This is a genomic window from Thiohalocapsa halophila, from assembly GCF_016583825.1.
GTDB classification, from domain to species: domain Bacteria; phylum Pseudomonadota; class Gammaproteobacteria; order Chromatiales; family Chromatiaceae; genus Thiohalocapsa; species Thiohalocapsa halophila.
In genome coordinates this window covers 23,702-48,188 of record NZ_NRRV01000041.1, presented here as the reverse complement: position 1 = coordinate 48,188, position 24,487 = coordinate 23,702, and the positions used below count along the sequence as shown (strand labels likewise).

The following is a 24,487-nucleotide window of genomic DNA, read 5'->3' as shown; positions in this document are numbered from 1 at the left end:
CAAGCGGGCGGTCTTCGCATGTCGGACGGCCTGGAGCTGTTCGGGTTGCAGGCCAAGCGCTTCGCTAAGTGACTGTTTTTATGAAGACGCCGCTTAAGTTAGTGCCATTCGGCTCTGACCCCTTTTTTTAGAGCGCGGCCAGAGTCCTCAGCTCGGCTTCGGTGAGTCTGCGGCCGTCGGTCTCTTTCGGGACTCGATAGTCGCAGCCCTCGCGCCAGCGGTTGCAGCCGAAGGCGTGGCGGCCCTCGATGATGCGGCCTCGGCCGCATTGGGGGCAGGTGAGCGGGTTGCGCTGCAGCGATTCTGCAATGGGCGGCTTGTCCGCGTCCTCGGCCGGCGGGTCGGCCTCGTCACGGCTGCGGGGCTTGTCGTCGGTCGGCGCCGGCTTGTCGAAGTCGAGGCGCACCTTGCCGGCGTCGTCCAGCCGCAGCCGGGCCGAGAAGGCCTTGCCGGCCTTGGATTTGAAGTCGTCGACTTGCTCCGTGCGGCCCTGCTCGATCAGTTGGCTAATCTCCGCCGTAGAGAGCCGGTGGCCGGCGACGGTCTTCCAGATGGTGAAGCCGCAGCCGTCCCGCCAGCGCGCGCAGCCGTAGGCCTTGGTGTTCTCGATGATCTCGCCCTGCTTGCATACGGGGCAGGTGCCGAGGTCGGCGGACTTGGGCTCGCCGGCATTCCCGGCCCCCGTGCCTCGGTCGCCGCCGGAGCGGCTGCGGCCTGTTCGGCGTTGTCCGGCGGCGCTGCCGCTTCCACGCTTGCCGCCGCGCCCTTTGCCCCCGCCGCGCTGCGGCGCCGCGGCCCGTGCCGCGGCCACCTGCTCCGCCGTCATCGCGGGACCGCTGGCCACCTGCGGGAGCAGCGCCCGAACCTGCTCGCAGATGTCGCGGTAGAAGGCGTCGGCGTCGGCGGCGCCCTGCTCGATGTCCTTGAGGCGCTGCTCCCAGGCGGCGGTGAGCTCGACGCTGCGCAGGGGCTCGGCCACCAGCGCGATGAGCGCCTTGCCCTTGTCGGTGGCGCGCAGCTGCTTGCGCCGGCGCTCGATATAGCCGGTGCGCAGCAGCTTTTCGATGATCTCGGCGCGGGTGGCGGGGGTGCCGAGCCCCGACGACTTCATGGCCGCCGCCAGGGCGTCGTCGTCGATCTCGCGGCCCGCGTGCTTCATGGCGTTGAGCAGGGTCGCGTCGTCGAAGGGCCGCGGCGGCTTGGTCTCGCGCTCCACCACGTCCAGTGCGTCCACGTGCACCGTTTGGCCTTTCTCCAGCGGCGGCAGGGGGCGGTGCTCCGACGCGGCAGAGTCGGCCCGGGCGTGCTTGCCGTCGGCGCCCGGCGGCTCCCCCGCGTCACCAGTCCCGCCCGCCTGCTCGGCAGCGGCCCGCCGCCGCGGCTCCACCCGCTTCCAGCCCGGCTCCAGCTCCCGGGAGCCCTTGGCGACGAAGGTCTCGCCGCCGATGTCGAGCGTCGCCCGGGTCTCCTCCACGCGCTGATCCGGCAGGAACACGGCGACGAAGCGCGCCGCCACCAGGTCGTAGATCTTGCGCAGCGGCTCCGGCAGGTTGGCCGGCGGGCACCGGGCGGTGGGCAGGATGGCGTGGTGGTCGGTGAGCTTGGTCTTGTCCACATAGGCCTTGCCGAGGCGGTGGCCGGCGTCCAGGCGGGCACGAGCCTCGGCGGCCAGCGGATGGTCCATCTGCTCCAGAATCCCCGGCAGCTCAGGCAGCATGTCCTCGCCGATGTGGCGGCTCTCGGTGCGCGGATAGCTGATGAGCTTGTGGGTCTCGTACAGGGTCTGCGCCAGCTCCAACACCTTGGCCGCCGTGAAGCCGAAGCGGCGGTTGGCATCGCGCTGCAGCGTGGTGAGGTCGTAGAGCGGCGGCGGGCGGTTATGGCGGACCTTCTTGTCGACGGCGGTGACGGTGCCGGTGCGGTGCGGCTCGATGGCGGCGCTGATCTGCCGTTGCAGCCGCTCGGCGTGCTCTTTCCGCTCGATGCGGGTCTCGCCGTCCTTGCTGTACTTGGCCTCGAAGCCCTCCGCCAGGCGCGCCACCAGCTCGTAGAAGTAGGCCTTGGTGAAGTTTGCGATGGCCGCATCGCGGGCGACGATCATCGCCAGGGTCGGCGTCTGCACCCGACCGATGGTGCACAGCACCCGGTTATGCACCGTGTAGGCACGGGTCAGGTTCATGCCCACCAGCCAGTCCGCCTGCGCCCGGGCGCGGGCGGCGGCGGCCAGCGGTGCATAGTCGGCGGCGGGGCGCAGGGTATCGAAGCCGGCGCGGATGGCCTCCGGTGTCAGGCTGGAGATCCAGAGCCGCTCGATGGGCTTGCGGCTGCGGGCGTGCTCGACAATGAGGCGGAAGATGAGCTCGCCCTCGCGGCCGGCGTCCGTGGCACAGACCACGCGCTCGGTGTCCTCGGCCGTGAGCAGGCCCTTGACGATGCGGAATTGATCAACGGTCTTCTTGTCCGTGCGCAGCCGCCAGCGCTCCGGAATCATCGGCAGCTGGCTCGGGGACCAACGCCCGGCCCAGTCCGGGCCGTAGTCGTCCGGCTCGGCGAAGTGCACCAAGTGCCCCAGGGCCCAGGTGATGCACCAGCCGTTGCCGCGCAGGCAGCCCTCGGCGCGGGCGGACGCGCCCAGCACCGCGGCGATGTCGCGGGCGACGCTCGGCTTTTCGGCGACGACGACCGTGGTCATGCCGGGAGCTTAGCCGAGATGGCGCAGGGCCGCGCTGGGACGGAGCTGGGACCGCCGAGTTGTACTCGGCGATACAAGGGGATCAGGGCTGCGATCAGGAAGCCCGCGCAGCCCGACGGGCTGACCGACTCGCGAGGGCGGCCATCGCCGCCGCGGCATCGAGCCGCGCCGGCGATGGGCGGAGTGAAGCTCGGCGCCCCCGGCCCTCAGCCCTCAGCCCAGCAGGCTGTTGCCGAGCAGCGGCGCGATCACCAGGCTGACGATGGCCATGACATTGATGAGGATGTTCATGGACGGGCCGGAGGTGTCCTTGAAGGGATCGCCGACGGTATCGCCGACCACCGTGGCCTTGTGGGTGTCCGAGCCCTTGCCGCCGTGGTTGCCCTGCTCGACGTACTTCTTGGCGTTGTCCCAGGCGCCGCCGGCATTGGCCATGGTCAGCGCCAGCAGCACGCAGCCGAGCAGCGCGCCGCCGAGCATGCCGCCGAGGGCGGCGGGACCGAGGCCGAAGCCCACCACCCAGGGCGCGGCGATGGCGATGACGCCCGGCAGGATCATCTTCTTCAGTGCCGCGGTGGTGGCAATGTCCACGCAGCGCGCCGTGTCCGGCTCGGCCTCACCCTCCAGCAGGCCCTTGATCTCCCGGAACTGGCGGCGGATCTCGTTGATCATCGCAAAGGCGGCATCACCCACCGCGGTCATGGTGATGGAGGCGATGGCGAAAGGCAGGATGCCGCCGACGAACATGCCGATGATCACCAGCGGGTCGCTCAGCAGCAGCTCGAAGTCCGGCACGTGCAGCGCGACGCTCTCGATGTAGGCGGTGATGATGGCCAGCGCCGCCAAGGCGGCGGCACCGATGGCAAAGCCCTTGCCGATGGCGGCGGTGGTGTTGCCGAGCTCGTCGAGGGAATCGGTGATGCGCCGGGTCTCCACGCCGAGACCCGCCATCTCCGCAATGCCGCCCGCGTTGTCCGCCACCGGGCCGTAGGCGTCGATGGCCATGGTGATGCCGACGGTGGCCAGCATGCCCACGGCGGCGATGCCGACCCCATAGAGGCCCGCCAGCCAGTTGGCGACGAAAATGATGACGCTGATGGTGAGCAGCGGGATGATCACCGAGCGCATGCCCACCGCAAAGCCCGTGATGATGACCGTGGCGGCGCCGGTCTCGCCCGCCATGGCGATGTGCCGCACCGGCTTGCCCGAGGTGTAGTACTCGGTCACAAGTCCGATGACGATGCCGCCCAAGGCGCCGATGAGCACCGCGCCCCAGACGGCGCTGGTGACGCCGGTGGCGATGATGACCAGGAAGGCGATGAGCATGAACAGCACGCTCGCGCCGATGGTGCCGATGCGAAGCGCCCGCTCCGGGGTTTGGGTCGAGAAGCGCCGCACCAGCCAGATGCCGGCGATGGAGCAGAGCAGGCCAGCGGAGGCCAGGCCAAGCGGCAGGAACATCAGCGCTTGGCGCTCGCCCAGCGGGTCCATGACGTCCGCCGCCAGCGTGGAGGCGATGGCGATGGTGGCGATGATGGAGCCGCAGTAGGACTCGAAGATATCCGAGCCCATGCCGGCGACGTCGCCAACGTTGTCGCCCACGTTGTCGGCGATGACGCCCGGGTTGCGCGGGTCGTCCTCGGGGATGCCGGCCTCCACCTTGCCCACCAGGTCCGCGCCCACGTCGGCGCTTTTGGTGTAGATGCCGCCGCCGACGCGGGAAAAGAGCGCCACGCTGGACGCGCCCATGCCGAAGCCGTGAATCGCATGGGCGGTCTCCGGGTCGCCGCCGAACAGCAGATACAGGGTGCCCAGGCCGAGCAGGCCCAGGGAGGCCACCGCCAAGCCCATGATGGAGCCCCCGAAGAAGGCCACCGTCAGCGCCTCGGCCGGTCCCTTGGTATGGGCCGCCACCGTGGTGCGCACATTGGCCCGGGTCGCCGTGCTCATGCCGATGAAGCCCGCCAGGGCCGAGGCGACGGCGCCCACCAGGAAGGCCAGCGCGGTCTTCCAGCCGAGAAAGACGTACAGCACTACCAGCAGCACGGCCGCGAAGAGGCCGAGCATGGTGTATTCCCGGCGCATGAAGACCATGGCGCCGAGATGGATGGCGTCGCCGATGGCGGCGACCTTCGCCTCGCCCTTGGGATAGGCCTTGACGTTTTGATAGACGACATAGGCCGTCGCCAGGCCGAGGACCCCGAAGAACAGGGGGATGAGAGCATTCAGGCTCATGGGTGGATGACTCCCCGTGTGGCTCGAATCAGCGTTGTTGTCCTAGGGAAGCCGCGTTCTCGGCGGTTCCCGACTCTTCTCAAGAATGCAGGATGCCCCGCCGCGTCGGCGGCCAAATGTGTATGCGGCAGCGGCCGGCGATGCCGTTCTGCGAAAACCGCCCAAAACCGCGACGGGGCGGGGCACCCGGGTGCTCGCTGTGCGGTGCCCGCTGCGCGAGCATGGACGCGTGGCTGTGGGCGGGTGCATGCAATGGGTGGTGGCCGCGGCAGTGCCGGGACCGGCCGCAGTGCCGCCGGTGCCGGCCGTGGGCCGTGACGGCCGCGGTCACATGGCGCGCCAGAAGTGGTAGTTGGTCGCTTCGATCTCCGTGTGCGACGGCATCGGAAAGAAGCGAGTCGTCTCCTGCGAGGCGAACATGAACCCGTGGCGAATCAGCTTGTACGGGATGTTGTCGAAGCCGCTGTCGAGGCGCAGCCCCTTGGTGTCCTTGCCCGGGTTGTCGCGCAGCTCCGTAATCGCGGCGCGCAGGTTCGACGGATGCAGCCCGGGAATGGGCGGGTGCATGGTGGGGCGCTGCTCGAACTCCTTCAGGAAATGCTCGATGTCCAGCTCGATCTGGGTGTAGAACTGCTTCGGCGCCCCTTTCGGAAACGCCGGGTCGGTGACGTACTTGCCGAAGGCCGGGAAATCCAGCCGCGACATCACCAGCATGCGCAGCGGCGCGATCTCGGCGTAGATGCGCAGAAATCCCTCCTCGTGGGTCTTGTCGTAGGGCGCGGCCTGGAGCTCCAGCGCATAGCCCTCCGGCGTGCCCAGGATCACCCGCTGGATCGCCTCCAGGTCGATATGCTCCAGCACCCGGTAGGTGGAGATGAACTTGGTCGCCTTGGGGCGGCCGTCGTCATGCGGCTTCAGGGTGGCCAGGGCCTCGTCGATCTTGAAGTAGGGATGGCGGTAGCTCAGGTCGATCTCCGCGAATACCACCTTGCCGGCGTAGTAGCGCACGGAGCCGGAAGTGTAGTGCTTGGCGAAGTCCTCCGGCTCCAACTGTGAGGCCACCAACGCCGGGTTCGGGGCCAGAATCTGGTACAGGTGACTGTCGTATTGCATGCTCAACTCCCAGGGTTGGCTTTGCGGCGTCGACGACGCCGTCGATTGCGCCACCGATGCGAATGTGCCGGGGCACAGGGGCCCCGCTAGCCATCCCGCGGGGCCGCCGCGGGAAAGCGCCGCATTATGCAGTGTCGGGGCGCCCATGAAACCCCTTATGCACTGATTAAGATCATTGGGGTGTGCCGCGAGCCTGGGGGTCGGGCTCGGCGGTCGGTCGTGGCGTGCCGCGGCGGGACGTCGCCGCGCGGCTCAAAGGGACATTGCTGCAACCGCGTCCCAGAGCCCGCGATGGACGCTGCGGGAGGCATGGGCGTCGATGCAGACCTCCAACAGCGGTCGGCGGGCCGGCGAGCTCGTCTCTGCAGCGGTGGCTGCGTCCAGGGCCTGTGCCAGCGCATCGGCCCCGGATATGCGGCGATGGACGAAGCCGAAGGTCCCCGCCAGGCGGCCGAAGTCCGGAGCCACCGGCGTGCGCCATAGCCGGGCGAAGTCCGGTAGGCCGTGTTGGGGCAGGTAGTCGAAGATCCGCCCGCCGGCGTTGTTGATGACCACCACCGGCCGACGCAGGTGCTCCGCCAACAGCCAGCCGCTCAGGTCGTGCACCGCGGAGAGGTCGCCGAGCAGGGCCCAGCAGGGCGGGCCTTCGCCTGCTCGCGCGGCGTGATTGAGCCCGGCCAGCGTGGATAGCTGGCCATCGATACCGCTGGCCCCGCGGTTGCCGTGCAGCCGCAATGGCTCGGTGCGGGTGCCGGACCAGGCATCCAGCTGGCGGATGGGCAGCGAGTTGGCGCAGAGCAGGGCCTCGCCGGCGGGGAGGTGCGCGAGCAGGGTCCGGATGACCTGGGCCTCGCACCAGGGGGCCGCGTTCAGGTGCGTCTCGGCGAGCGCGCCCACCTTTTGGTCGGCTTGCCGCCAGCGGGTGGCCCAGGCGGTGTCCGGCGCCCCGCCGGGGCTGAGCGCCGCGCACACGCTTGCGGGCTCGGCGACCAGGCGCCGCAGCACGCCGTGCTCCGGGTCCCGCCAGCCCCCGGCTGGGTCCACCAGCAGTGCCGGGATGCCGGCCAGCCACTGACCCAGGACCTTGGACACCGGCGCGCCGCCGAAGCGCAGCACCCAGTCCGGGCGCAGTGCACGGGCGGCATCGGCGTTGCGCAGCAGGGCGTCATAGTTGCAGAGCACCGCGTCGGCGGCGGGACCGAAGCGCAGCCCCGACAGCGGGTCCGCCAGCACCGGCAGTGCCAGCCGGTGTGCGGCGTGTCGCAGTGCGGCGGGAAGCTCGGCCCCGAAGCGCCCGGGCCCCACCACCACCAGCCCGCGTCCGGGCGGCAAAGCAATCGGTGTCAGGCTGGACCCGGCGGCCCCGTCCTCGGCCCAGCCCCGAGGTATGGCGGAGGCCGTCACCCCCGCGGGCACGGCCTCCGTGCAATCCCCTGCGGGAACCAGCGGCTCTTCGAAGGGCAGGTTGATCTGTACCGGCCCCGGTCTCGGCCCCGCCGCGACTGCAGCAGCGCGGCGGCCGAGGGCGGCGATGGCGGCCAGCGCGGCCTGGTCCACCCGCGGCAGCCCGGGATCATGGGCCTCGCGGGCGAAGGCGCCGAACAGCCGGGTCTGATCGATGGTCTGGTTGGCGCCGAAGCCGCGCAGCGTCGGTGGGCGGTCGGCGGAGAGCAGCACCAGGGGCACGCCGCTCTCGCTGGCCTCGACGACGGCGGGATACCAGTGCGCCGGCGCCGAGCCGGAGGTGGCGAGCAGGGCCACCGGCCGATTCGCGGCGCGGGCGGCACCCAGTGCGAAAAAACCGGCGCTGCGCTCGTCCAGGATGGGGATCAGCGCCAACCCCGTCGAGCGTTGAGCCGCGATGACCAGGGGCGTGGAGCGAGACCCGGGCGATAGCACCAGGGAGCTTACGCCGCCGGCGGTGAGGCCCGCCAGCAGTGCCGCTGCCCAGCGCAGGTTGAGACAGCCGGTGTCCGACTCAGTCATGGACGAGTGGAGACGGGTGGTGGATGGCCGTCGCGCGCGAGGGGCTCATGCTCAGGCATAGCGCAGCGCCGACAGCATGGCGGCGAGCTTGGCCTCGGTCTCGCTCCATTCGGCGTCGGGGTCCGAGCCGGCAACGATACCGGCACCGGCGAAGAGCTCCGCCTCGGCGCCGCTGACCTGGGCGCAGCGCAGCAGCACCCAGAGCTCGCCGTCGCCGTTCGGGCGCAGGATGCCGGCGGCGCCCGTGTACCAACCCCGCGGAAAGGGCTCTGTGTCGCGCAGCCAGGCCTGGGCCTCCGCCCGCGGTTGGCCGTTGGTGGCGGGTGTGGGATGCAGCCGAGCGGCGAGGTCGAACAGGCTGCAGCCTGACCGCGGGCGGGCATCGATGGGGCTCCACAGGTGCTGCGCGTTGCTGAGCGCCAGCACCTGCGGTGTCGCCGGCACCCGGAAGCCCGCGCAGCAGTCGGCCAGCGCCGTTCGCACGGCGTCGATGACGAAGCGGTGCTCGCGCAGATTCTTCTCGCAGCCGAGCAGTCCGGCGCGCAGACGGGCATCTTCGGCCACCGACTCGCCGCGGCCTGCGGTGCCGGCGATGGCGTCCACCTGCAAGCGCCCGGCGCGCAGACCGAGCAGGCGCTCCGGCGTCGCCGCGACAAAGCTGTGCCCGTTGCGGCGCAGGCTCACGGTCTGACAGGAAGGGAACAAGCAGCCCAGGGCGTCCAGCAGCCGGGCGACATCGAATTCCCGAGGTCCCCGGACCATGAGCCGGCGCGAGAGCACCACCTTGGCCACGGGGCCGGCGGCGATCTGCGCCAGCGCATCGCGCACCAGACGGCGCCAGCCGGTGGCGTCCGGCTCCTCGCCGGTGCGCTGCAAGCGTGCGGTGGGCCGCGGGCCCGGGGATGGCTCGTAGAGCGCCGGGACCAGGTCGCGCAGCAGGTGCCGCCAGCGTGCCAGCAGCTGCTCGGGCGCCGCCGGCAGCGGCGTCGAGAACACCAGTGCCGCCGCATGGTCCTGACAGACGAGGCCGATCTCGGGCACCCAGAGCAAGGCATTGGGCAGGGGGACGGCTGTATCGCCGCCGGGCCCTGGTGCGAGGGGCTGCGCCGGTGCATCGGCGGCGGCGAAGCCGAGCATCGCGAAGGCATCGAAGCCGGTGGCGTCCGGGTCCGTACGCCGCCACTGCGGGCTGGCCAGGGCCGTGGACAGGCTGCTCAGGCGCTCCGGACCCGCAGCCTGCCAGGCCGCAGCCTCGCCATAGCCCGCGTGCAGCTCACCGCGCTGGGCGTGGCGGAACTGAAACTGGCGCCCGGCCAGCTGCGGGGCTGCCGCCGGCGCGCGCGGCAGGGCCAGAAGCACGGATTGCAGACCACTGGTGGTGGTCAGCGGCAGCTCCGCCACCGCCTCGGCCAAGCGCGCCTCCAGGTGCTCCAGGATGGCGAGGGGGGCGAGCATGTCCATGGCAGACGACGGGACGGACATCTTGGGCGGCAAGGACGCTGGCAACGACGGCGGGTGGGCTCGATGCGCTAGGCTGCGCGCAGTGGCAGCGGCATTTGACCTGGGATTCAGGTCGGATTCAGGGGCCTCGATGCGGCGCCCGTCGCTCCGGCGCGCCGGCGGCGACAGCCTACGCGCCCTGTCAGGATAATCCGAGGGGGCTTGCCGCCGCGAGCTCCGTGCGGCGGCGCCGGCCCGGGCTCAGAAGCGCCCGTTGGGCCCGGCCTGAGCCCCAATTGACCCCCAAGCCGAGCTGGGGCCGGGCCGCCGGCGGCCAGCCGCGACGTCAGCGCTCTTGCGCCGCTGTCGTGGCGTCGGCCGTGCGCCAGAACTCGTCCAGGGCCGCAATAGTGCGGGTCGGGCGCTCCCACTGCGGGATGCCCAGGGTGGGCTCGACCTTGGTGGCCCGCCAGTTGGCGTGTGACTCCACCACCCCGGGCAGCAGGTCGAAGGTGACATTGGCGTCTTTGTCGTAGATCACCAGCACCGGCAGCTTCAGCTTGTTATATAGGGTCTCGACGGCGTTGCGGGTGAACAGCTGCCCGGATAGGAACCGATAGGGCGCGTGCATGGCGCCCGGCTGGTGCGAGGTGGCATAGGCATAGTCGATGAGCTCGTCCGGCGGCTCGCCGACATAGCTCTGGCGCAGGAAGAAGCGAATCCCGCCGCGCTTGGTGAGCAGGCTGTAGAGCCCGGAGCCGAGGCCCGGCAGCGTGAACACCCGGTGCAGCGCCTTGCCGACACCGCCCGAGGGCAGGCGGCGGTCGCTGAAGCCGGTGGGGGAGAGCAGCGCCAGGGTCTCGAACCGTTCCGGCGCCGCCAGGTAGGCGCGGGCGGCGAATTCCGACGTGAGCGAGAAGGCGACGATGTCCGCGGGCTCCTTGACCACGTCGGTGAGAAAGGCGTTGATGGCCTCGGCGTAGAGCTCCGGCGAGTAGGGTCGGTCGCTTCTGTCCGAGAAGCCGAAGCCAGGCAGGTCCGGTGCGAACACCCGCCGCTCGGCGCGATAGTGCTCGAACAGCGGCTTCATCTCGAACACGCTGGGGGCGGCGTTGATGCTGTGCAGCAGCACCAGCGGGCGGGTGCCCTCGGGGCCGTCGGCATACCAGCTGATCTCTTTCAGCGATGGGGTCGCGTAGACCTCCCGCGGGGCGTCCACCGCCGGCGGCAGCGGCACCTGCTCGTTGTGCTGGCGTCCGGCGCCGGGCGCTGTGACAGCGGGCCCGGGATGCGGGACACTCGATATTATGGGTGCTTGCATGGACATCTGGCGCTCCTGTTGCCGGCGATGGGATCGCCTGGTTCTCGGTTGCCGGGGCCTGGGCCGAGGCGCCAGGGACAGGCCGATGACTCGGTGTCTCCCTCGCGGGCGCTCAGCGCTCGACGGGAAGCAGCACCTCGTTGCGGCGCAGAAACCCGGGGACGAAGGCCGCATTGTAGCGCGCGAAGACCGGCTCACCGACCGGCTCTAGGCCCGCCCGCGCGACGGCGTCCATGAGCTGCTCCGCCTCTTGCTGCCAGGCTGCCTCGTCCCAGCCGCCGCCGGAGCGCCGCGCCGCCACCAGGCGCTGCGGCAGCTCGCGCAAGTCTACCTGCGGATTCGTCGGCCGCGGCAGCATGGCCAGCGGATACTCTTTGGCCATGACCAGCTGCATCAGCCAGGCGTCGTCGCCGGCGCGCTGCTGCATTGCAGGCGCCAGCATGGGCACCTTGCGGCCGCTGCTGTTTTCGCCGCGGATGTAATCCAAAAGGCGCGGGTAGGCCAGGTCATCGGCGTCGGCGAAGGCGCCGTCCACTGCCGTTTCCGCCACCCGCACCGGGTCGTACGCGCGCAGCTCGAAGCCGTCGCCGCGCTCCAGGACGGCGTAGTCCGGACCATCCGGGCGTACCAGGGCGAGCAAGAGCAGCACCACCGGCAGCAGCATGCCGGCGAGGATCCAGTATTTGAGCTTGAAAAGCGGCATAGCTCGGCCTCGGGTTGGAACTTGGGCTGCGCACGACCCATCATTGAAACACCGGCTGCCGCTGGAGGCGTTGTCGGAAGTCAAGTCAGCCTTGGTGCCCCCCCCTGGTGCCCCCCCGGAGCCCCCTGGTGCCTGTGGCCCCGCATTGGGACGAACGGCGCTGGCGCTGCTGCGCGGGACGCCGGTACAGGGTCGGCGGATCGAGCCGTGGCCGGGCAAGCCAGGGTGAGATCGCCGCATCTGCCTCCATGCTCCCTGCGGCGGGCTGGCTCTGGCGTGCGCGCTAACCAACCGACGCGGTTTCACTCCGGCGTTGAGTGGCGCGGTCATAGACGCGCCGGGCAGAAGCGGCCCCGGGCCGCTATCATGGGGATGCATCGCCTGTCGGCGCCCTGCGCCGTATCGCGGCCGCCAGCAACCGTTCTATCGGGCAGAATTCCATGCAGTCATCTCGCAATGCACCGACCGACTCCCCGACGGCCGCCGCCCCGAGCTTACCCGGGCACGCAGCTGGCCCAAAAGGCGCAACCACGCGCGTCCAAGCAAATCAGCAGGGCTCGCGGCTCGGGCTGTTATTGATAGCGGGCGCCCTGCTGGCGGCACCGGCGCTGGCAGCGGCCGCCGACGCTGCGGAGGTCACCGCCGAGCAGGTGTACGCCTACTGCGTGGATTGCCACGGAAAGCGTGGCGAGGGCGGCCAAGGCGGGACCTATCCACGCATCGCCGGCCTGCCGCAGCCCTACATCGACCGCCAGCTGCACGCGTTCAAGTCCCAGGCGCGAGTCAACAAGCCCATGGTGCCCATTTTCAAGCACCAACGCTTCGACGCCGAGATCATCGATTTGGTGGCCGGCCATGTCGCAGACTTCACGCCGCCGCGGCTCAGCCTCTGGCCCTATGAGCCGACGCCGGAGGCCCTGGCGGCCTTCGACGACAAGGCCGCCTTCGAGACCGCCGGCGGCGAGCTCTACAGCGAGACCTGCGCCGGGTGCCACGGACCAGATGCCGCCGGCGACGACAGCGGCAAGGTGCCGCCGCTGGTGCTCCAGTATCCGGCGTATCTCAAGAAGCAGATCGGCGATTTTGCCCGCGGCGAGCGCAAGATGCCGGCGGACGGGAGCTGCGGCGAGGTCACGCCGGCGCAGGCAGAGGCGGTGATCTCGCACATCGTGGAGATCGGCAAATGATGCCGCGCCGCCGCTGTCGCCGCTCGCCTCTTGAGTGATCACAGCCGGCGCCGTCGGCAGATAACGCACAGCCGGTCCGGCGTCGCCCGGACCCGTCCCCAACCGCAACCGCGAGTCCTCATGCCCGAAGCCCCTCCCGAGTTCAGACCCGGTCAGCGTTGGCTGTCCGAGACCCAGGCGGAGCTCGGCCTCGGCATCGTCGAGGCCAGTGACGAGCGCACCGTCACCATGCGCTTCCCCGCCACCGGCGAGCAACGCCTCTATGCCCGTCGCACCGCGCCGCTATGGCGGGCGGTGTTCGGGGTCGGCGACGTCATCCGCGACATCGACGGGCTCGAGGTCACGGTGGTGGCCGTGGAAGAGCAGTCGCAGCTGCTTGTCTACAATGGCGAGGATGTCGACGGCGCGACCCACAAGGTGCCGGAGCAGCTGCTGGCTGCGGACCTGCATCTGAACCGCCCGCAGCAGAAGCTCCTCGCCGGCCGGCTGGACCGCGATGCCTGGTTTCGGCTGCGCCAGCGCACCTGGCATCACCGCGGCGTCTGGCCGACGGAGCCTGTGCGCGGCCTGGTGGGCGCGCGCATCGCCCCGATACCGCACCAGCTCTATATCGCCGCTGAAGTCGCCGAGCGCTTTGCGCCCCGGGTGCTGCTGGCGGACGAGGTGGGCCTTGGCAAGACCATCGAGGCGGGACTGATCCTGCACCGGATGCTGCTGGACGGCCGCGCCAAGCGGGTGCTGGTGCTGGTGCCGGAGCCCTTGCTGCACCAATGGCTGGTGGAGCTGCTGCGGCGGTTCAACCTGCACTTCGCGCTGTTCGACCGCGAGCGGCTCGCCGCCCGCGGCGCCGCCAACGCCTTCGAGACCGAGCAGCGCGTGCTGTGCTCCCTGGATCTTCTGACAGAGACGCCGGCGCACGCCGCCGCGGTGCTCGGCGCCGACTGGGACCTGCTCATCGTCGACGAGGCCCACCACCTGGCCTGGACGCCGGAGGACAGCGGACTCGACTATGACATCGTAGAGGCCCTGGCCGACCAAACGCCGGGGGTGCTGCTGCTGACGGCGACCCCCGAGCAGCTAGGGCGCATGGGCCACTTCGGGCGGTTGCGCCTGTTGGACCCGGAGCGCTTCTCGGACTACGACGCCTTCGCGGCCGAGGAAGACGAGTACGCCGCCATCGCCGACATCGCCGCGCGGCTGCTGGCAGGCGCCGACCTCGACGCCGCGCAGCAGGACCGGCTGACGGAGCTCTTGGGTGACGCCAGCGACCTGGACACCGAGACCGTCGTCGAGCGCCTGCTGGACCGCCACGGCACCTCGCGCCTGCTGTTTCGCAACACCCGCGCCGCGGTGGACGGCTTTCCGGAGCGCCGCCCGCACGCCTACCCACTGACCCCCGCGGGTGGTTACGGCACCCCGCCGGCCGCGCCCCCCGCAGAAACGGAGTCCGAGCCCCTGGAGCCCATCCACCCGGAAGTCGGCGCCGGTGTCGATTGGCCGGAGCAGGACCCGCGCGTGCCCTGGCTCCTGGAGCTGCTGAAGGAACAGCAGCCGGCGAAGATCCTGCTCATCGCCGCCCGCGCCGAGACGGTGCTGGCGCTGCGCGCCCACCTGCACGAGCGCCACGGCGTGCATGCCGCCGTCTTCCACGAGGGCATGGAAATCGTCGAGCGCGACCGCGCGGCGGCCTACTTCGCAGACCCCGAGGAGGGCACGCGACTGCTGCTGTGCTCGGAGATCGGCAGCGAAGGGCGCAACTTCCAGTTCGCCCACCACCTGGTGCTGTTCGACCTGCCGCTGGACCCGGAGCTGCTGGAGCAGCGCATCGGCCGGCTCGACCGCATCGGCCAGAGCAGCGCGGTGGAGATCCACGTGCCCTATTTGTCCGGCACCGGCATGGAGATCCTGTACCGCTGGTATGCCGAAGGACTGGATGCCTTGGCCCGGCACTGCCCCTCCGCGGCGGCGGTGTACGAGCGCCTCGGCGAGCGGCTTCAGGGAGCCCTGGGCGCAGGGGCGGACCCCGCGGGGTCGGACGTCACCGCGCTGGTGCAGGATGCCGCTGCGCTGCGCGAGACGCTCAACGCTGAGCTGGCCGCCGGCCGCGACCGCCTGCTGGAGCTCGGCTCCCATCGGCCGGAGGTCTCTGCGGAGCTGGTACAGCGCCTGGAGGACGTGGACCGCGATCGCGCGCTGTTCGAGTACCTGAATGCCTTCTGGGACGCCTTCGGCGTGGACCAGGAGCCCGGACCCGGCGGCTCCCTGGTGCTGCACCCGGGCCGACACATGCTCCAGGAGCAGTTCCCGGGGCTGCCGGAGGACGGCCTGACCGTCACCTTCGACCGCAACGACGCGCTCGCCCACGAGGACCGCGCCTTTCTCAGCTGGGAGCACCCGCTGACCCTGGCGGCCATGGACCAGCTCACGGGCTCGGATCTCGGCAGCGCCGCCGTGATGCTGACCCGCAATCCGGGCTTCAGCGCCGGGGCCCTGCTGCTGGAGATGCTCTACGTCGCCGAATGCCCGGCGCCGCCGGCGCTGCAGGTGCAGCGCTTCCTGCCGCGGCTCGGGCTGCGGCTGCTGCTCGACGAGCGCGGCCGTGACCATGCCGAGGCCATCGCCACCGAGACCCTGAGCGGTAAATGCCTCACCGGCAACCGCAAGCTCGCCACGGCGCTGATCACCGCCAAGACCCCGGCGCTGGAGCGCATGTTCGCCGCGGGCGAAGAGCGCGCCGAGACTGCCGTCACCGATATGCGCGAAGCGGCGGTGGCACGCATGCAGCAGATGCTCGACACCGAGATCGAGCGCCTGATGGCGCTGGCCAAGGTCAACCCCAGCATTCGGGACGAGGAGATCGGCCAGCTCCAACTGCGCCGGGAGCGGCTCGGGCAGGTGCTCTCCCGCGCCCATCTCCGGCTGGATGCGCTGCGGCTCGTTGCCCATGGATGAAGTTTGAAGTTTGAAGGGTGAAGGCAGAGGTGCGTCGGTCGGGCTGAGCGCCGGCGAAGCCCGATGTCGCAGCCCTTATGGTGCTGGCGGCTCGGAACAGGAGCCCCCAAGCCCCTGTCGAACGTCCTAGCGCAATCCGCCCCAGCCAGAGCCCTGCCCATGTCAGGCTTCGATCCCTCCCGCCGCCGACTGCTCCACGCCGCATCCGGCCTCCTCGCCGCCGGCGCCTTGCCCGGCCTCGCCTTGGGCGCAACCGCCGGCGCCGGGCCGAGCGCCGCGTCGGCCCTGACCAAGCCCATTCCGGCCTCTGGCGAGCCGCTGCCCGCCATCGGCATGGGCACCTGGATCACCTTCAACGTCGGTGACAACGCGTCGGCACTGGCCACGCGCCGGGACATTCTCGACGCCTTCTTCGCCGCCGGCGGCGGCATGATCGACTCCTCCCCCATGTATGGCTCCGCCGAGGCGGTGCTGGGCAACACCCTGCCCGCGGACGCCGAGCGGCGCGGGCTGTTCTCCGCCACCAAGGTCTGGACCAGCGACGGTGATGCGGGTCGCGCCGAGATCGAGCAGTCCCGCGGGCTCTGGCAGTTGCCGCGCTTCGACCTGCTCCAGGTGCACAACCTGCTGGCCTGGCGGGCCCACTTGGAGACGCTCAAAGCCATGCGCGCGAACGGGCAGGTGCGCTATATCGGTATGACCACGTCCCACGGCCGCCGCCACCGCGAGCTCGAGCGGGTGATGCAGGGCGAGCCCATCGACTTCGTCCAGCTCACCTACAATATCGTCGACCGCGAGGCCGAAGCACGCCTGCTGCCGCTGGCAGAAGAGCGGGGCATTGCCGTCATCGCCAACCGGCCCTATCGCCGCGGCGCACTGCCGGAGCGCGCCGCCGGCAAGCCGCTGCCGGGCTGGGGCAAGGACATCGGCTGCGACACCTGGCCGCAGGCGCTGCTGACCTTCATCGTCTCCCATCCCGCCGTCACCTGCGCCATCCCGGCCACCAGCCGCGTGGATCACATGCGCGAGAACATGGCCGCCGCCCGCGGCCCGCTGCCGGATGCGGCGCTGCGCCGGCGCATGGCGGCGGACTTTGCGAAGCTCTAGGCTCGGCGCGCCGGAGCGGGCGGTGGCGACCGCGCATGGAATGGCTCAGCTACGGGCTCGCCGATCTGGTGCCCTTCGCGCGGGACACCTGGCTGGCACTCATCGCCGCCTACAATCGCCAGCAGCTGCCGGCGGTGGCCGCGGGTGTCGGCATCGGTGTGCTGGTGTTGTGGCTCACGGTGGGCGGGCGCCCCGGGCGGCTGCGTGCGGCGCTCGCCTTGCTCGGCCTGTGCTGGCTCTGGGTCGCCTGGGCCTTCTTGCATCGGGAGCTGGGTGCGCTGCTGTGGGCGGCCGACTGGCTCGCGTGGGCCTTCGCGGCACAGGGCCTGCTATTGGCGCTCGCCGCGCCGATACTGGCGTCCGGGCCCGCCACCGCGCCGGCCTGGCGGGCGCCCGGCTGGTGGCTGCTCGCGGCGGCGGTGCTGCTGCTGCCGGTGTTGGCTTGGGCCGGCGGGCGCGGCTGGCTCGCCGTTGGCTGGTTCGGCAGTGCACCGGACGCCACGGCCATTGGCACACTCGGTGTGCTGACCCTGCTGCCGGGGCGCGTCGCCTGGCTGCTCCTGCCGGTGCCCTTGCTCTGGTGCGCGCTGGCCGCGGCCATGCTGCACGTCTTCGCAGACCCGCTGTGGCCCCTGCCGCTGCTCGCCGCGGCCCTTGCGCTCTGGCTGCGGTGGCGCGGGGGGCGCTAGGCCCCGATCACGGCCGATGGTATGCGGTCTCGGCGAGTCCGCCCTTGCGTCACTGCCGCGTGCTTGCGCCGCCGAATTGCGCATCAAGCCTCAGTGGTTGAGCAAAAACCTTGTATACTAAAGTATTTGCGATTGACTTTCGGATGCAGCGCGGGCCAGAGCGCGGGTGCCGACCTTGACCTTGCCCAACACTGTCCGAGTCCGGTCGAGCACCGGTGATCCATCTGCCTATGGCCCTTGATAACGCCGCAGCCCCCGACGTCAAGCTGATCCTCGACCTGCAAGGCGTGATCAGGGAGGCGACCTTGTCCCCGGCGTTCGAGGGCGAGCACCCCGATGCCTGGATCGGTACACCCTGGATGGAGACGGTGCGCAGTGCCGACGGCGAGCACCTCCGGCGTATGGTGGAAGATGCTCGGCACCGCGGGGTCTCGGCGTTCAGCCAAGTGGTCCAGCGCTTGCCCAGCAGCGGGCGCGAAGTCCCCATCGAATACACGACGGTGCGGCTCGGCGCGGGCAGCAGCCTCATTGCCATCGGCAAGAATCTCAACGTCATCAGCGAGCTGCAGAATCGCATCGCAGACGCGCAGCAGACGATGGAGCGCGACTACTGGAAGCGGCGTGAAATCGAGACTCGTTATCGGCTGCTTTTTACGTCGTCCCGCGACGCCGTGATGCTGGTGGATGCCAAGGATTTGTCCATTCGCGAGCGTAACCCGGCTGCGGCGGCGGCCCTGGGGCTGCCGGCATCGGCCGCGCGCTCCGCCGGTGCGCGCAAGCTCTCGGACTGGCTGCCGCCGGAAGAGCGAGGCGGCTTCGAGCGATTGCTGCGCCAGGTCCGCGAGCAGGGCAAGGCTCCAGGCATGCTGATGCGCCTCGGGCCGGGACGGCAGGCCTGGATGGTCCGTGCCTCGCTCATCGCCGCCGCACCCAACGAGGCCTTGCCGAACGATGTCTTTCTGGTGCAGTTCTGGCCCTCGGGTCGCGACGGTGTGGTGCCTGAGCGCCGCGAGGGCGTGCCCGTGGAGAGCCTGTTGGAGCGAGCGCCGGATGGATTCGTCGCCGTCGATCCGGCGGGGAGCATACTGCGCGCCAACCTGTCTTTTCTCGACTTGGTGCAGGTCGGCTCGGAGTCGGCGCTGATCGGCGAGTCACTGGGCCGCTGGCTCGGGCGCCCGGGGGCGGACGTTCACGTGCTGCTGGCCAATGTGGCGCGGTTGGGGGCGGTGCGACTTCTCACGACCACGGTACGCGGCGAATTGGGCATCGAGAGCGAAGTGGAGGTCTCCGCCTGCGGCAGCACGCTGGAGGCGCCGCAGTTCATCGGCGTCTTCGTCCGCGACGTCGGGCGCCGACTCACGCGCCGGGACGCTGGCAATGAGGCCGATCCACCGGCGGCCGCCGACGAGGCGGATGCGGCGCTGGTCGATGCGCTGAGTGGCCGCATCGGCAAGACCAGCCTGCGCCAATATGTAGAGGATAGGGTTCGGGTGTTGGAGAAGCAGTACATCCAGGCGGCCCTCAAGCTCACCGGCGGCAACAGGCGTGCTGCCGCCGAGCTCATCGGCCTGAGCCGCCAGAGTCTCTACGTGAAGCTCGCCCGCTACGGGCTGGCAGTGGATGATAAGCCGGAGCAGGGTGCCTGAGCCGCAGGGCGAGTGCCCGTGCGCAGACGCCGTCGGTCCTGTTCCGAAGCCAGCGCATGTCCGGGAGCATTGTCGCGGCCGCGAGCGACAACCTAGACCCGGAGGCGTGCGCGGTCTCGGGCTAGACGCCGTCCTCCACCGGTGCCGCAGTCTGGAAATGGCGAGACCGTCCGCGGCCGTTGTCGACGTTCTGCTGGATGATCGACACGATTAAGACCAGGATTACGACAACGACCACGAATGGCCTCGGTCAATCGCCCGGGCTGCACTTGCCGTAGACGCCAGCCGCCATGTCAGACCATGCCGCCGCGAATCCGGCCTTTGGCCGGGCCGATCTGTCCAATTGCGAGCGCGAGCAGATCCACCTCGCAGGCTCCATCCAGCCCAACGGCGCCCTGCTTCTGCTGCGCGAGCCCGATCTCGTCGTCGTCCAGTCCAGTGCCAACGCCGGGTCCTTTCTGGGCTGTCGGGACGGCGTGATCGGCGCGTCGCTGGCGGACCTGGGCGGCGACCTCGAGCCTCTGGTCAGGTCCCATGCTCATGAGCGGCTGGACGCCATCCCGGCGGCCGTGCGCTGTCGCGTAGACGGGCTGGATGCGGCGCTCGACGGCACCCTGCATCGACCCGCCGGCGGCGGTCTCATTCTGGAGCTGGAGATCGCCGGCCCCGCCAGCGACCTCTCCGGACCGGTCTGCGATGCACTCAGCAGGATCTCGGCCAGCAACTCGCTGGACGCGCTGTGTGGAGAGGCGGCCGCGATCTTCAAGGAGCTTGCCGGCTATGACCGGGTCATGGTCTATCGCTTCGATGAGGACGGTCACGGCGAGGTGCTCGCCGAGCGTCGGGAGGCTCACCTGGAAGCCTATCTGGGCAACCGCTATCCCGCCAGCGATATCCCGCAAATGGCCCGCCGGCTGTATATGCGCAACCGTGTGCGGGTGCTGGTGGACGTCGCCTATGCACCGGTGCCATTGACGCCCGCCCTCTCGCCCATCAGCGGCGCGGAGCTCGATATGTCCCTGTGCTGCCTGCGCAGCATGTCGCCGATCCACATCCAGTACCTCAAGAACATGGGCGTGTCCGCGACCCTGGTAGCCTCGCTGCTGGTTGGCGGGAGGCTTTGGGGACTGATCGCCTGCCACCACTACAGCGCGCGGCAGAGTCCCTACCAGACCCGGGTGGCCTGCGAGCTGCTCGCCGAGGCCGTCTCCACCCGCATCGCCGCCTTGGAGAGCTTCGCCCAGTCCTATGCGGAGCTCTCGGTGCGGCGGCTCGAGCAGCGGATGGTGGAGGCCGTCTCCACCAACGGCGACTGGGAGGGGGCGCTGTTCGACGATACCCAGGCCATGCAGTCGCTGAAAGCGGGTGGAATCGCGCTGCTGCGCGACGGCGAGGCCGTGACCGCGGGCGAAGTCCCGGGCACCCAGCAATTGCGCGAGATCGCCGCCTGGCTCGACGCGCAGCCCCGGGCGCCGGTGCACGCGACCGCATCGCTGCCGAGCGAGGATCCGAAATTCGCGGCGCTGACGGAAGTCGCGGCGGGGCTGATCGCCGCCCCGATTTCCGCCGCCCCCGGCGAGTATCTGATCTGGTTCCGTCCCGAGCGGGTGCGCACGCTGACCTGGGGCGGCAATCCGTTCAAGGCCGTGGAGATCGGCGACGACCCGAGCCAGCTCTCGCCGCGGCAGTCCTTCGCCAAGTGGTACCAAGTGGTGGAGGGTACTTGCGATCCCTGGAGCGACTGCGACAAATCCACCGCGCGGCTCATCGGCGAGTCGGTGGCGGATGTCATTCAGCAGTTCCGGTCGGTGCGCGTGCTCATCGCCAAGCAGCAGCTGGAGCAGATCAAGGCCGCCGTGCGCCACTGCGATCAGCCGGTGGTCATTGTTACCGCCGCCGGTGAGATCCTCCAGACCAACGCGGCCTTCGATGGCCTGGTGCCGCAGGATCGGGCGGCGGCGACCATCACCGACATGCTCGGACTCTTCTCCGACCCTGCCGAGGCCGGGCGGCAGATCGAGGCGCTGCGTGAGCAAGGTCGTCCCTGGCGCGGGGAGGTACTGCTGGATACCGCCGACGAGGATCGTCGCCCCTTTCGGATCCGCGCCGACCCCGTGCTCTCCACACCCAATCAGCTGTTGGGCTTTGTGTTTCTCTTCAACGACCTGCGCGAGCGCAAGGCGGCGGATGAGGCGCGCCAGCGCTTCCAGGTGGAAGTGCTCGGGCGCCACCGCATGCTGAGCCTGCCGCTGGATACGGCGCAGGACCTCAGGTACCGCGACCTGCTCAACAGTCTCTTGGGCAATGCGCAGCTCGCGGCGCTGGAGATCACCGAGAATTTGGATATGGCCCGCGTGCCGGAGATGCTGGAGAGCGTGCAGTCATCGGTGTCGCGCACCACCGAGCTGCTGGAGCATCTGAAGTGGTACGCCAACCACATTGGGCCACACCAAGGGTGACAGCGCCAGTCGCCGCCGGGCTGTGCGATCGCGTGCTCGACACCCGCCAACCGGTCGTCCGCCGTCGGGCAGCGGTATTTGTCGCAGGCCCGAGCCTGGGTTAACGTCCGCTCATAACCAGGGGCGACCTCCCCGCGAGGTGCGCCATAACAGCGACAACCACTGAGAGAGGAGGGGCCATGATGGGCAATCCTGAAGCCCGGGCGGACCTGCGCGAAGGCGCTTGGCAGGCGGCACACGCGCGCTCGCTGGCCGAGCCGGAAGCCTTTTGGGGCGAGGCGGCGGCGGCCATCGACTGGCACAAGCCCTGGACGCGCGTGCTCGACGACAGCAATCCGCCTTTCTATCGCTGGTTCGCGGGGGCCGAGCTCAATACCTGCTACAACGCGGTGGACAGGCACGTAGCCGGCGGCCGGGGCGAGCAGCCGGCGATCATCCACGACAGCCCCGTGACCGGTAGCGTCACCAGCATCACCTATGCCGAGCTGCAGGGGCGGGTCGCGCGTCTTGCGGGTGCACTGCGCGAGCTCGGCGTCGACAAGGGCGACCGGGTCATCGTCTACATGCCCATGGTGCCGGAGGCGGCCATCGCCATGCTCGCCTGCGCGCGCATCGGCGCCGTGCACTCGGTGGTGTTCGGCGGCTTCTCGGCGCGGGAGCTGGCGACGCGCATCGACGATGCGAAGCCCAAGGTCATCGTCGCCGGCTCCTGCGGCATCGAGCCGAACCGGGTGGTGCCCTACAAGCCGCTGTTGGACGACGCCATCGCGCAGGCCGCGCATAAGCCCGAGCGCTGCGTCATCTTCCAGCGCGAGCAGCTGCCGGCCGATCTGATCCCCGGCCGCGACCTGGATTGGGCGCAGATCGCAGCCGCCGCCGAGCCTGCCGACTGCGTACCTGTAGCCGCCACCGACCCGCTGTACATCCTCTACACCTCCGGCACCACCGGCCAGCCGAAGGGCGTGGTGCGCGACAACGGCGGCCATGCGGTGGCCATGACCTGGTCCATGCGCCATGTCTATGGCGTCGAGCCCGGCGAGGTGTTCTGGTCGGCGTCCGACGTAGGTTGGGTCGTCGGGCATTCCTACATCGTCTATGCGCCGCTGCTGCACGGCTGCACGACGGTGTTGTACGAGGGCAAGCCCGTGGGCACGCCGGATGCCGGGGCCTTCTGGCGTGTCATCGAGCAGCACAAGGTCGCGGTGTTGTTCACGGCCCCCACCGCCTTCCGCGCCATCAAGCGCGATGATCCGCATGCGGAGCACCTGGGGCGCTACGACACCTCGACCTTGCGGGCGCTGTTTCTGGCCGGCGAGCGCTGCGACCCGAACACCCTGGACTGGGCCGGGGAGATCCTCGGTGTGCCGGTGGTGGACCATTGGTGGCAGACCGAGACCGGCTGGGCCATTGCGGCCAATTGCTTAGGGCTCGAGCAATTGCCCATCAAATCCGGCTCCCCCACCAAGCCCGTGCCGGGCTATGACGTGCAGGTGCTGGGAGACGATGGCCTACCCGTGGCCGCCGGCAGCATCGGGCGGATCATGATCAAGCTGCCGCTGCCCCCGGGCTGTCTGCCGACGCTTTGGGGCAACGACGAGCGCTACCGGGCCTCTTACCTGTCGGCAGAGCCCGGATTCTATCTCAGCGGCGATGCAGGCTTCCTGGACGACGACGGCTATGTCTTTGTCATGAGCCGCATTGACGACATCATCAATGTCGCGGGCCATCGGCTCTCCACCGGCGGCATGGAGGCGGTGCTGGCCAGTCACCCGGACGTCGCCGAGTGCGCCGTCATCGGCGTCGCCGATCCGCTCAAGGGCGAGCTGCCCCTGGGGCTGGTGGTGATCAAGTGCGACGTGGACCGAGCCGAGGCCGAGATTGCCGCCGAGCTGGTGGCCAAGGTGCGAGAGGAGATCGGCCCCGTCGCCGCCTTCAAGAGCGTACTGGTGGTGCCGAGATTGCCCAAGACCCGCTCCGGCAAGATCCTGCGCGGCACCATGAAGCACATCGCCGAGGGCACCGACTACCGCATGCCGGCCACCATCGACGACCCGGCCATCCTGGAGGAGATCCAGGGGACCTTGGCTGCGGCCGGGTACGGCGCTAGCGATTGACCGAGCGGATCGTTGGCTGCAAGCGCGACGATGGCCGCCAGGGAGCCTGGTGGCTTGGTTCGCGGCCAGGCTGGACAATCAGGACCCGAGGCTCGGCGCGGTGCGGCCGTTACGATTTGAACGGCATGAACTGCACCGGCTGCTGCTTGATGTAGTCTTCTTCGAAGTCGAGCTCGATGGCGAAGCCGTCCTCGCCTTCTCGGCGGATCTTGACCTGCTTCAGCTCCGGCAGGCGCACGGCCAGGTAGGTGGTGAAGGCGGCCGCCTGGCTCTCGTTGTCGGAGACGATGGCATGCGCCAGATTGGCGGCCACGAACTGCGCCTTCTGGGCCTGCGTGGGCGCCGTCACATGCTCCCCGTCCAGGTCGATGCCATCCTCGTCCATGCGCCTGTCCATCTTCTCCAGGTAGGCCCCCTGGTAGCCCGGCAGCTGCTTGCCGCGGTCGAATTCGATTTGCGCGATGTTGTCCAGCAGCACGGCCATTTCTCTCGACATCTCGATTGCCCCCGTGTCGTGTTCCGCGACGCGTCCAGCATACCGACGCGCCGTTCTCGTCGGCGTCGCTCGCAGCCGGGCGCGGCCAAGGCGACGCTGGCCCCGGCGCTCAGCCCCCAGCCCTCGGCTTCAAGCCCTCAGCCCTCGGCCCTGAAAAAAAAGCACCGGGTTGTCCCCGGGGTCTGAAAGCCGCTCAGCGAGATGAGGGCGTCGTCGACGACCTCCATCCGCAGCAGGATGCCGACGTTGTCGATGTCGAAGCCCTCGGTCGCCACCGTGCAGACTTCCATGCGCCCGCCGTTGTCCGCCAGCACCTTGACGGAGTCGGCGATGGCGACGAGCCCTTC

General features: G+C 69.9%; 16 protein-coding genes. 7 read left to right on the top strand and 9 right to left on the bottom strand.

Annotated features, from left to right (window positions below; translation table 11 throughout):
- Window positions 1-127: 127 nt before the first annotated feature.
- The 7 genes from CKO31_RS16190 to CKO31_RS16160 all read right to left on the bottom strand — a co-directional run bounded on the left by CKO31_RS16190 (window position 128) and on the right by CKO31_RS16160 (window position 11,490).
- Entirely contained in the window at window positions 128-2,692 is a 2,565-nt protein-coding gene (locus tag CKO31_RS16190; protein WP_200239536.1) for a type IA DNA topoisomerase, read from the bottom strand.
- A gap of 213 nt (window positions 2,693-2,905) precedes the next feature.
- Window positions 2,906-4,927 carry a sodium-translocating pyrophosphatase gene (locus CKO31_RS16185; protein WP_200239534.1) on the bottom strand — a complete coding sequence of 674 codons (2,022 nt, stop codon included), beginning with the start codon at window positions 4,925-4,927 and terminating at the stop codon, window positions 2,906-2,908.
- A 327-nt stretch (window positions 4,928-5,254) separates the two neighbouring features.
- Window positions 5,255-6,040: a hypothetical protein gene (locus CKO31_RS16180; RefSeq protein ID WP_200239531.1), complete on the bottom strand. Its 786-nt coding sequence runs from the start codon at window positions 6,038-6,040 to the stop codon at window positions 5,255-5,257.
- 252 nt (window positions 6,041-6,292) lie between these two features.
- Window positions 6,293-8,026 (bottom strand): 2-succinyl-5-enolpyruvyl-6-hydroxy-3-cyclohexene-1-carboxylic-acid synthase, encoded by a 1,734-nt coding sequence (gene menD, locus CKO31_RS16175; RefSeq protein WP_200239529.1) that lies wholly within the window; start codon window positions 8,024-8,026, stop codon window positions 6,293-6,295.
- A gap of 51 nt (window positions 8,027-8,077) precedes the next feature.
- The gene (locus CKO31_RS16170; RefSeq protein ID WP_306341752.1) at window positions 8,078-9,487 is read right to left on the bottom strand and encodes an isochorismate synthase; all 1,410 of its coding nucleotides are present in this window, start codon (window positions 9,485-9,487) and stop codon (window positions 8,078-8,080) included.
- Between the two features lie 325 nt (window positions 9,488-9,812).
- The gene (locus tag CKO31_RS16165; RefSeq protein WP_242475423.1) at window positions 9,813-10,793 is read right to left on the bottom strand and encodes an alpha/beta fold hydrolase; all 981 of its coding nucleotides are present in this window, start codon (window positions 10,791-10,793) and stop codon (window positions 9,813-9,815) included.
- Between the two features lie 106 nt (window positions 10,794-10,899).
- On the bottom strand, window positions 10,900-11,490 hold the full coding sequence (locus tag CKO31_RS16160) for an SOUL family heme-binding protein (protein WP_200239527.1): 591 nt from the start codon (window positions 11,488-11,490) through the stop codon (window positions 10,900-10,902).
- 575 nt (window positions 11,491-12,065) lie between these two features.
- Between CKO31_RS16160 and CKO31_RS16155 the strand changes: the two genes are divergently transcribed.
- The 7 genes from CKO31_RS16155 (at window position 12,066) to CKO31_RS16125 (ending at window position 23,644) form a co-directional block, all read left to right on the top strand.
- A complete protein-coding gene (locus CKO31_RS16155; RefSeq protein WP_200239525.1) occupies window positions 12,066-12,677 on the top strand; it encodes a c-type cytochrome in 612 nt (203 codons plus the stop codon).
- A 120-nt stretch (window positions 12,678-12,797) separates the two neighbouring features.
- Entirely contained in the window at window positions 12,798-15,629 is a 2,832-nt protein-coding gene (rapA, locus tag CKO31_RS16150) for an RNA polymerase-associated protein RapA (protein WP_200239523.1), read from the top strand.
- A 159-nt stretch (window positions 15,630-15,788) separates the two neighbouring features.
- On the top strand, window positions 15,789-16,736 hold the full coding sequence (locus CKO31_RS16145; RefSeq protein ID WP_200239521.1) for an aldo/keto reductase: 948 nt from the start codon (window positions 15,789-15,791) through the stop codon (window positions 16,734-16,736).
- A gap of 35 nt (window positions 16,737-16,771) precedes the next feature.
- Window positions 16,772-17,425, top strand: coding sequence for a DUF6064 family protein (locus CKO31_RS16140; protein WP_200239519.1), 654 nt, complete (start codon window positions 16,772-16,774; stop codon window positions 17,423-17,425).
- Window positions 17,426-17,655: 230 nt separating this feature from the next.
- Entirely contained in the window at window positions 17,656-19,071 is a 1,416-nt protein-coding gene (ppsR, locus tag CKO31_RS16135) for a transcriptional regulator PpsR (RefSeq protein ID WP_200239517.1), read from the top strand.
- A gap of 290 nt (window positions 19,072-19,361) precedes the next feature.
- The gene (locus CKO31_RS16130) at window positions 19,362-21,530 is read left to right on the top strand and encodes a GAF domain-containing protein (protein WP_200239514.1); all 2,169 of its coding nucleotides are present in this window, start codon (window positions 19,362-19,364) and stop codon (window positions 21,528-21,530) included.
- Window positions 21,531-21,712: 182 nt separating this feature from the next.
- Window positions 21,713-23,644, top strand: a complete 1,932-nt coding sequence (locus tag CKO31_RS16125; RefSeq protein WP_200239539.1) for a propionyl-CoA synthetase — start codon at window positions 21,713-21,715, stop codon at window positions 23,642-23,644.
- 109 nt (window positions 23,645-23,753) lie between these two features.
- On the opposite strand, the gene CKO31_RS16120 is transcribed toward CKO31_RS16125, so the two are convergent.
- Together CKO31_RS16120 and CKO31_RS16115 are read right to left on the bottom strand one after the other, a co-directional pair.
- Complete coding sequence (locus tag CKO31_RS16120; RefSeq protein WP_200239512.1) at window positions 23,754-24,140, bottom strand: hypothetical protein; 387 nt, start codon at window positions 24,138-24,140, stop codon at window positions 23,754-23,756.
- A 137-nt stretch (window positions 24,141-24,277) separates the two neighbouring features.
- Entirely contained in the window at window positions 24,278-24,454 is a 177-nt protein-coding gene (locus CKO31_RS16115; RefSeq protein WP_200239510.1) for a hypothetical protein, read from the bottom strand.
- Window positions 24,455-24,487: the final 33 nt, after the last annotated feature.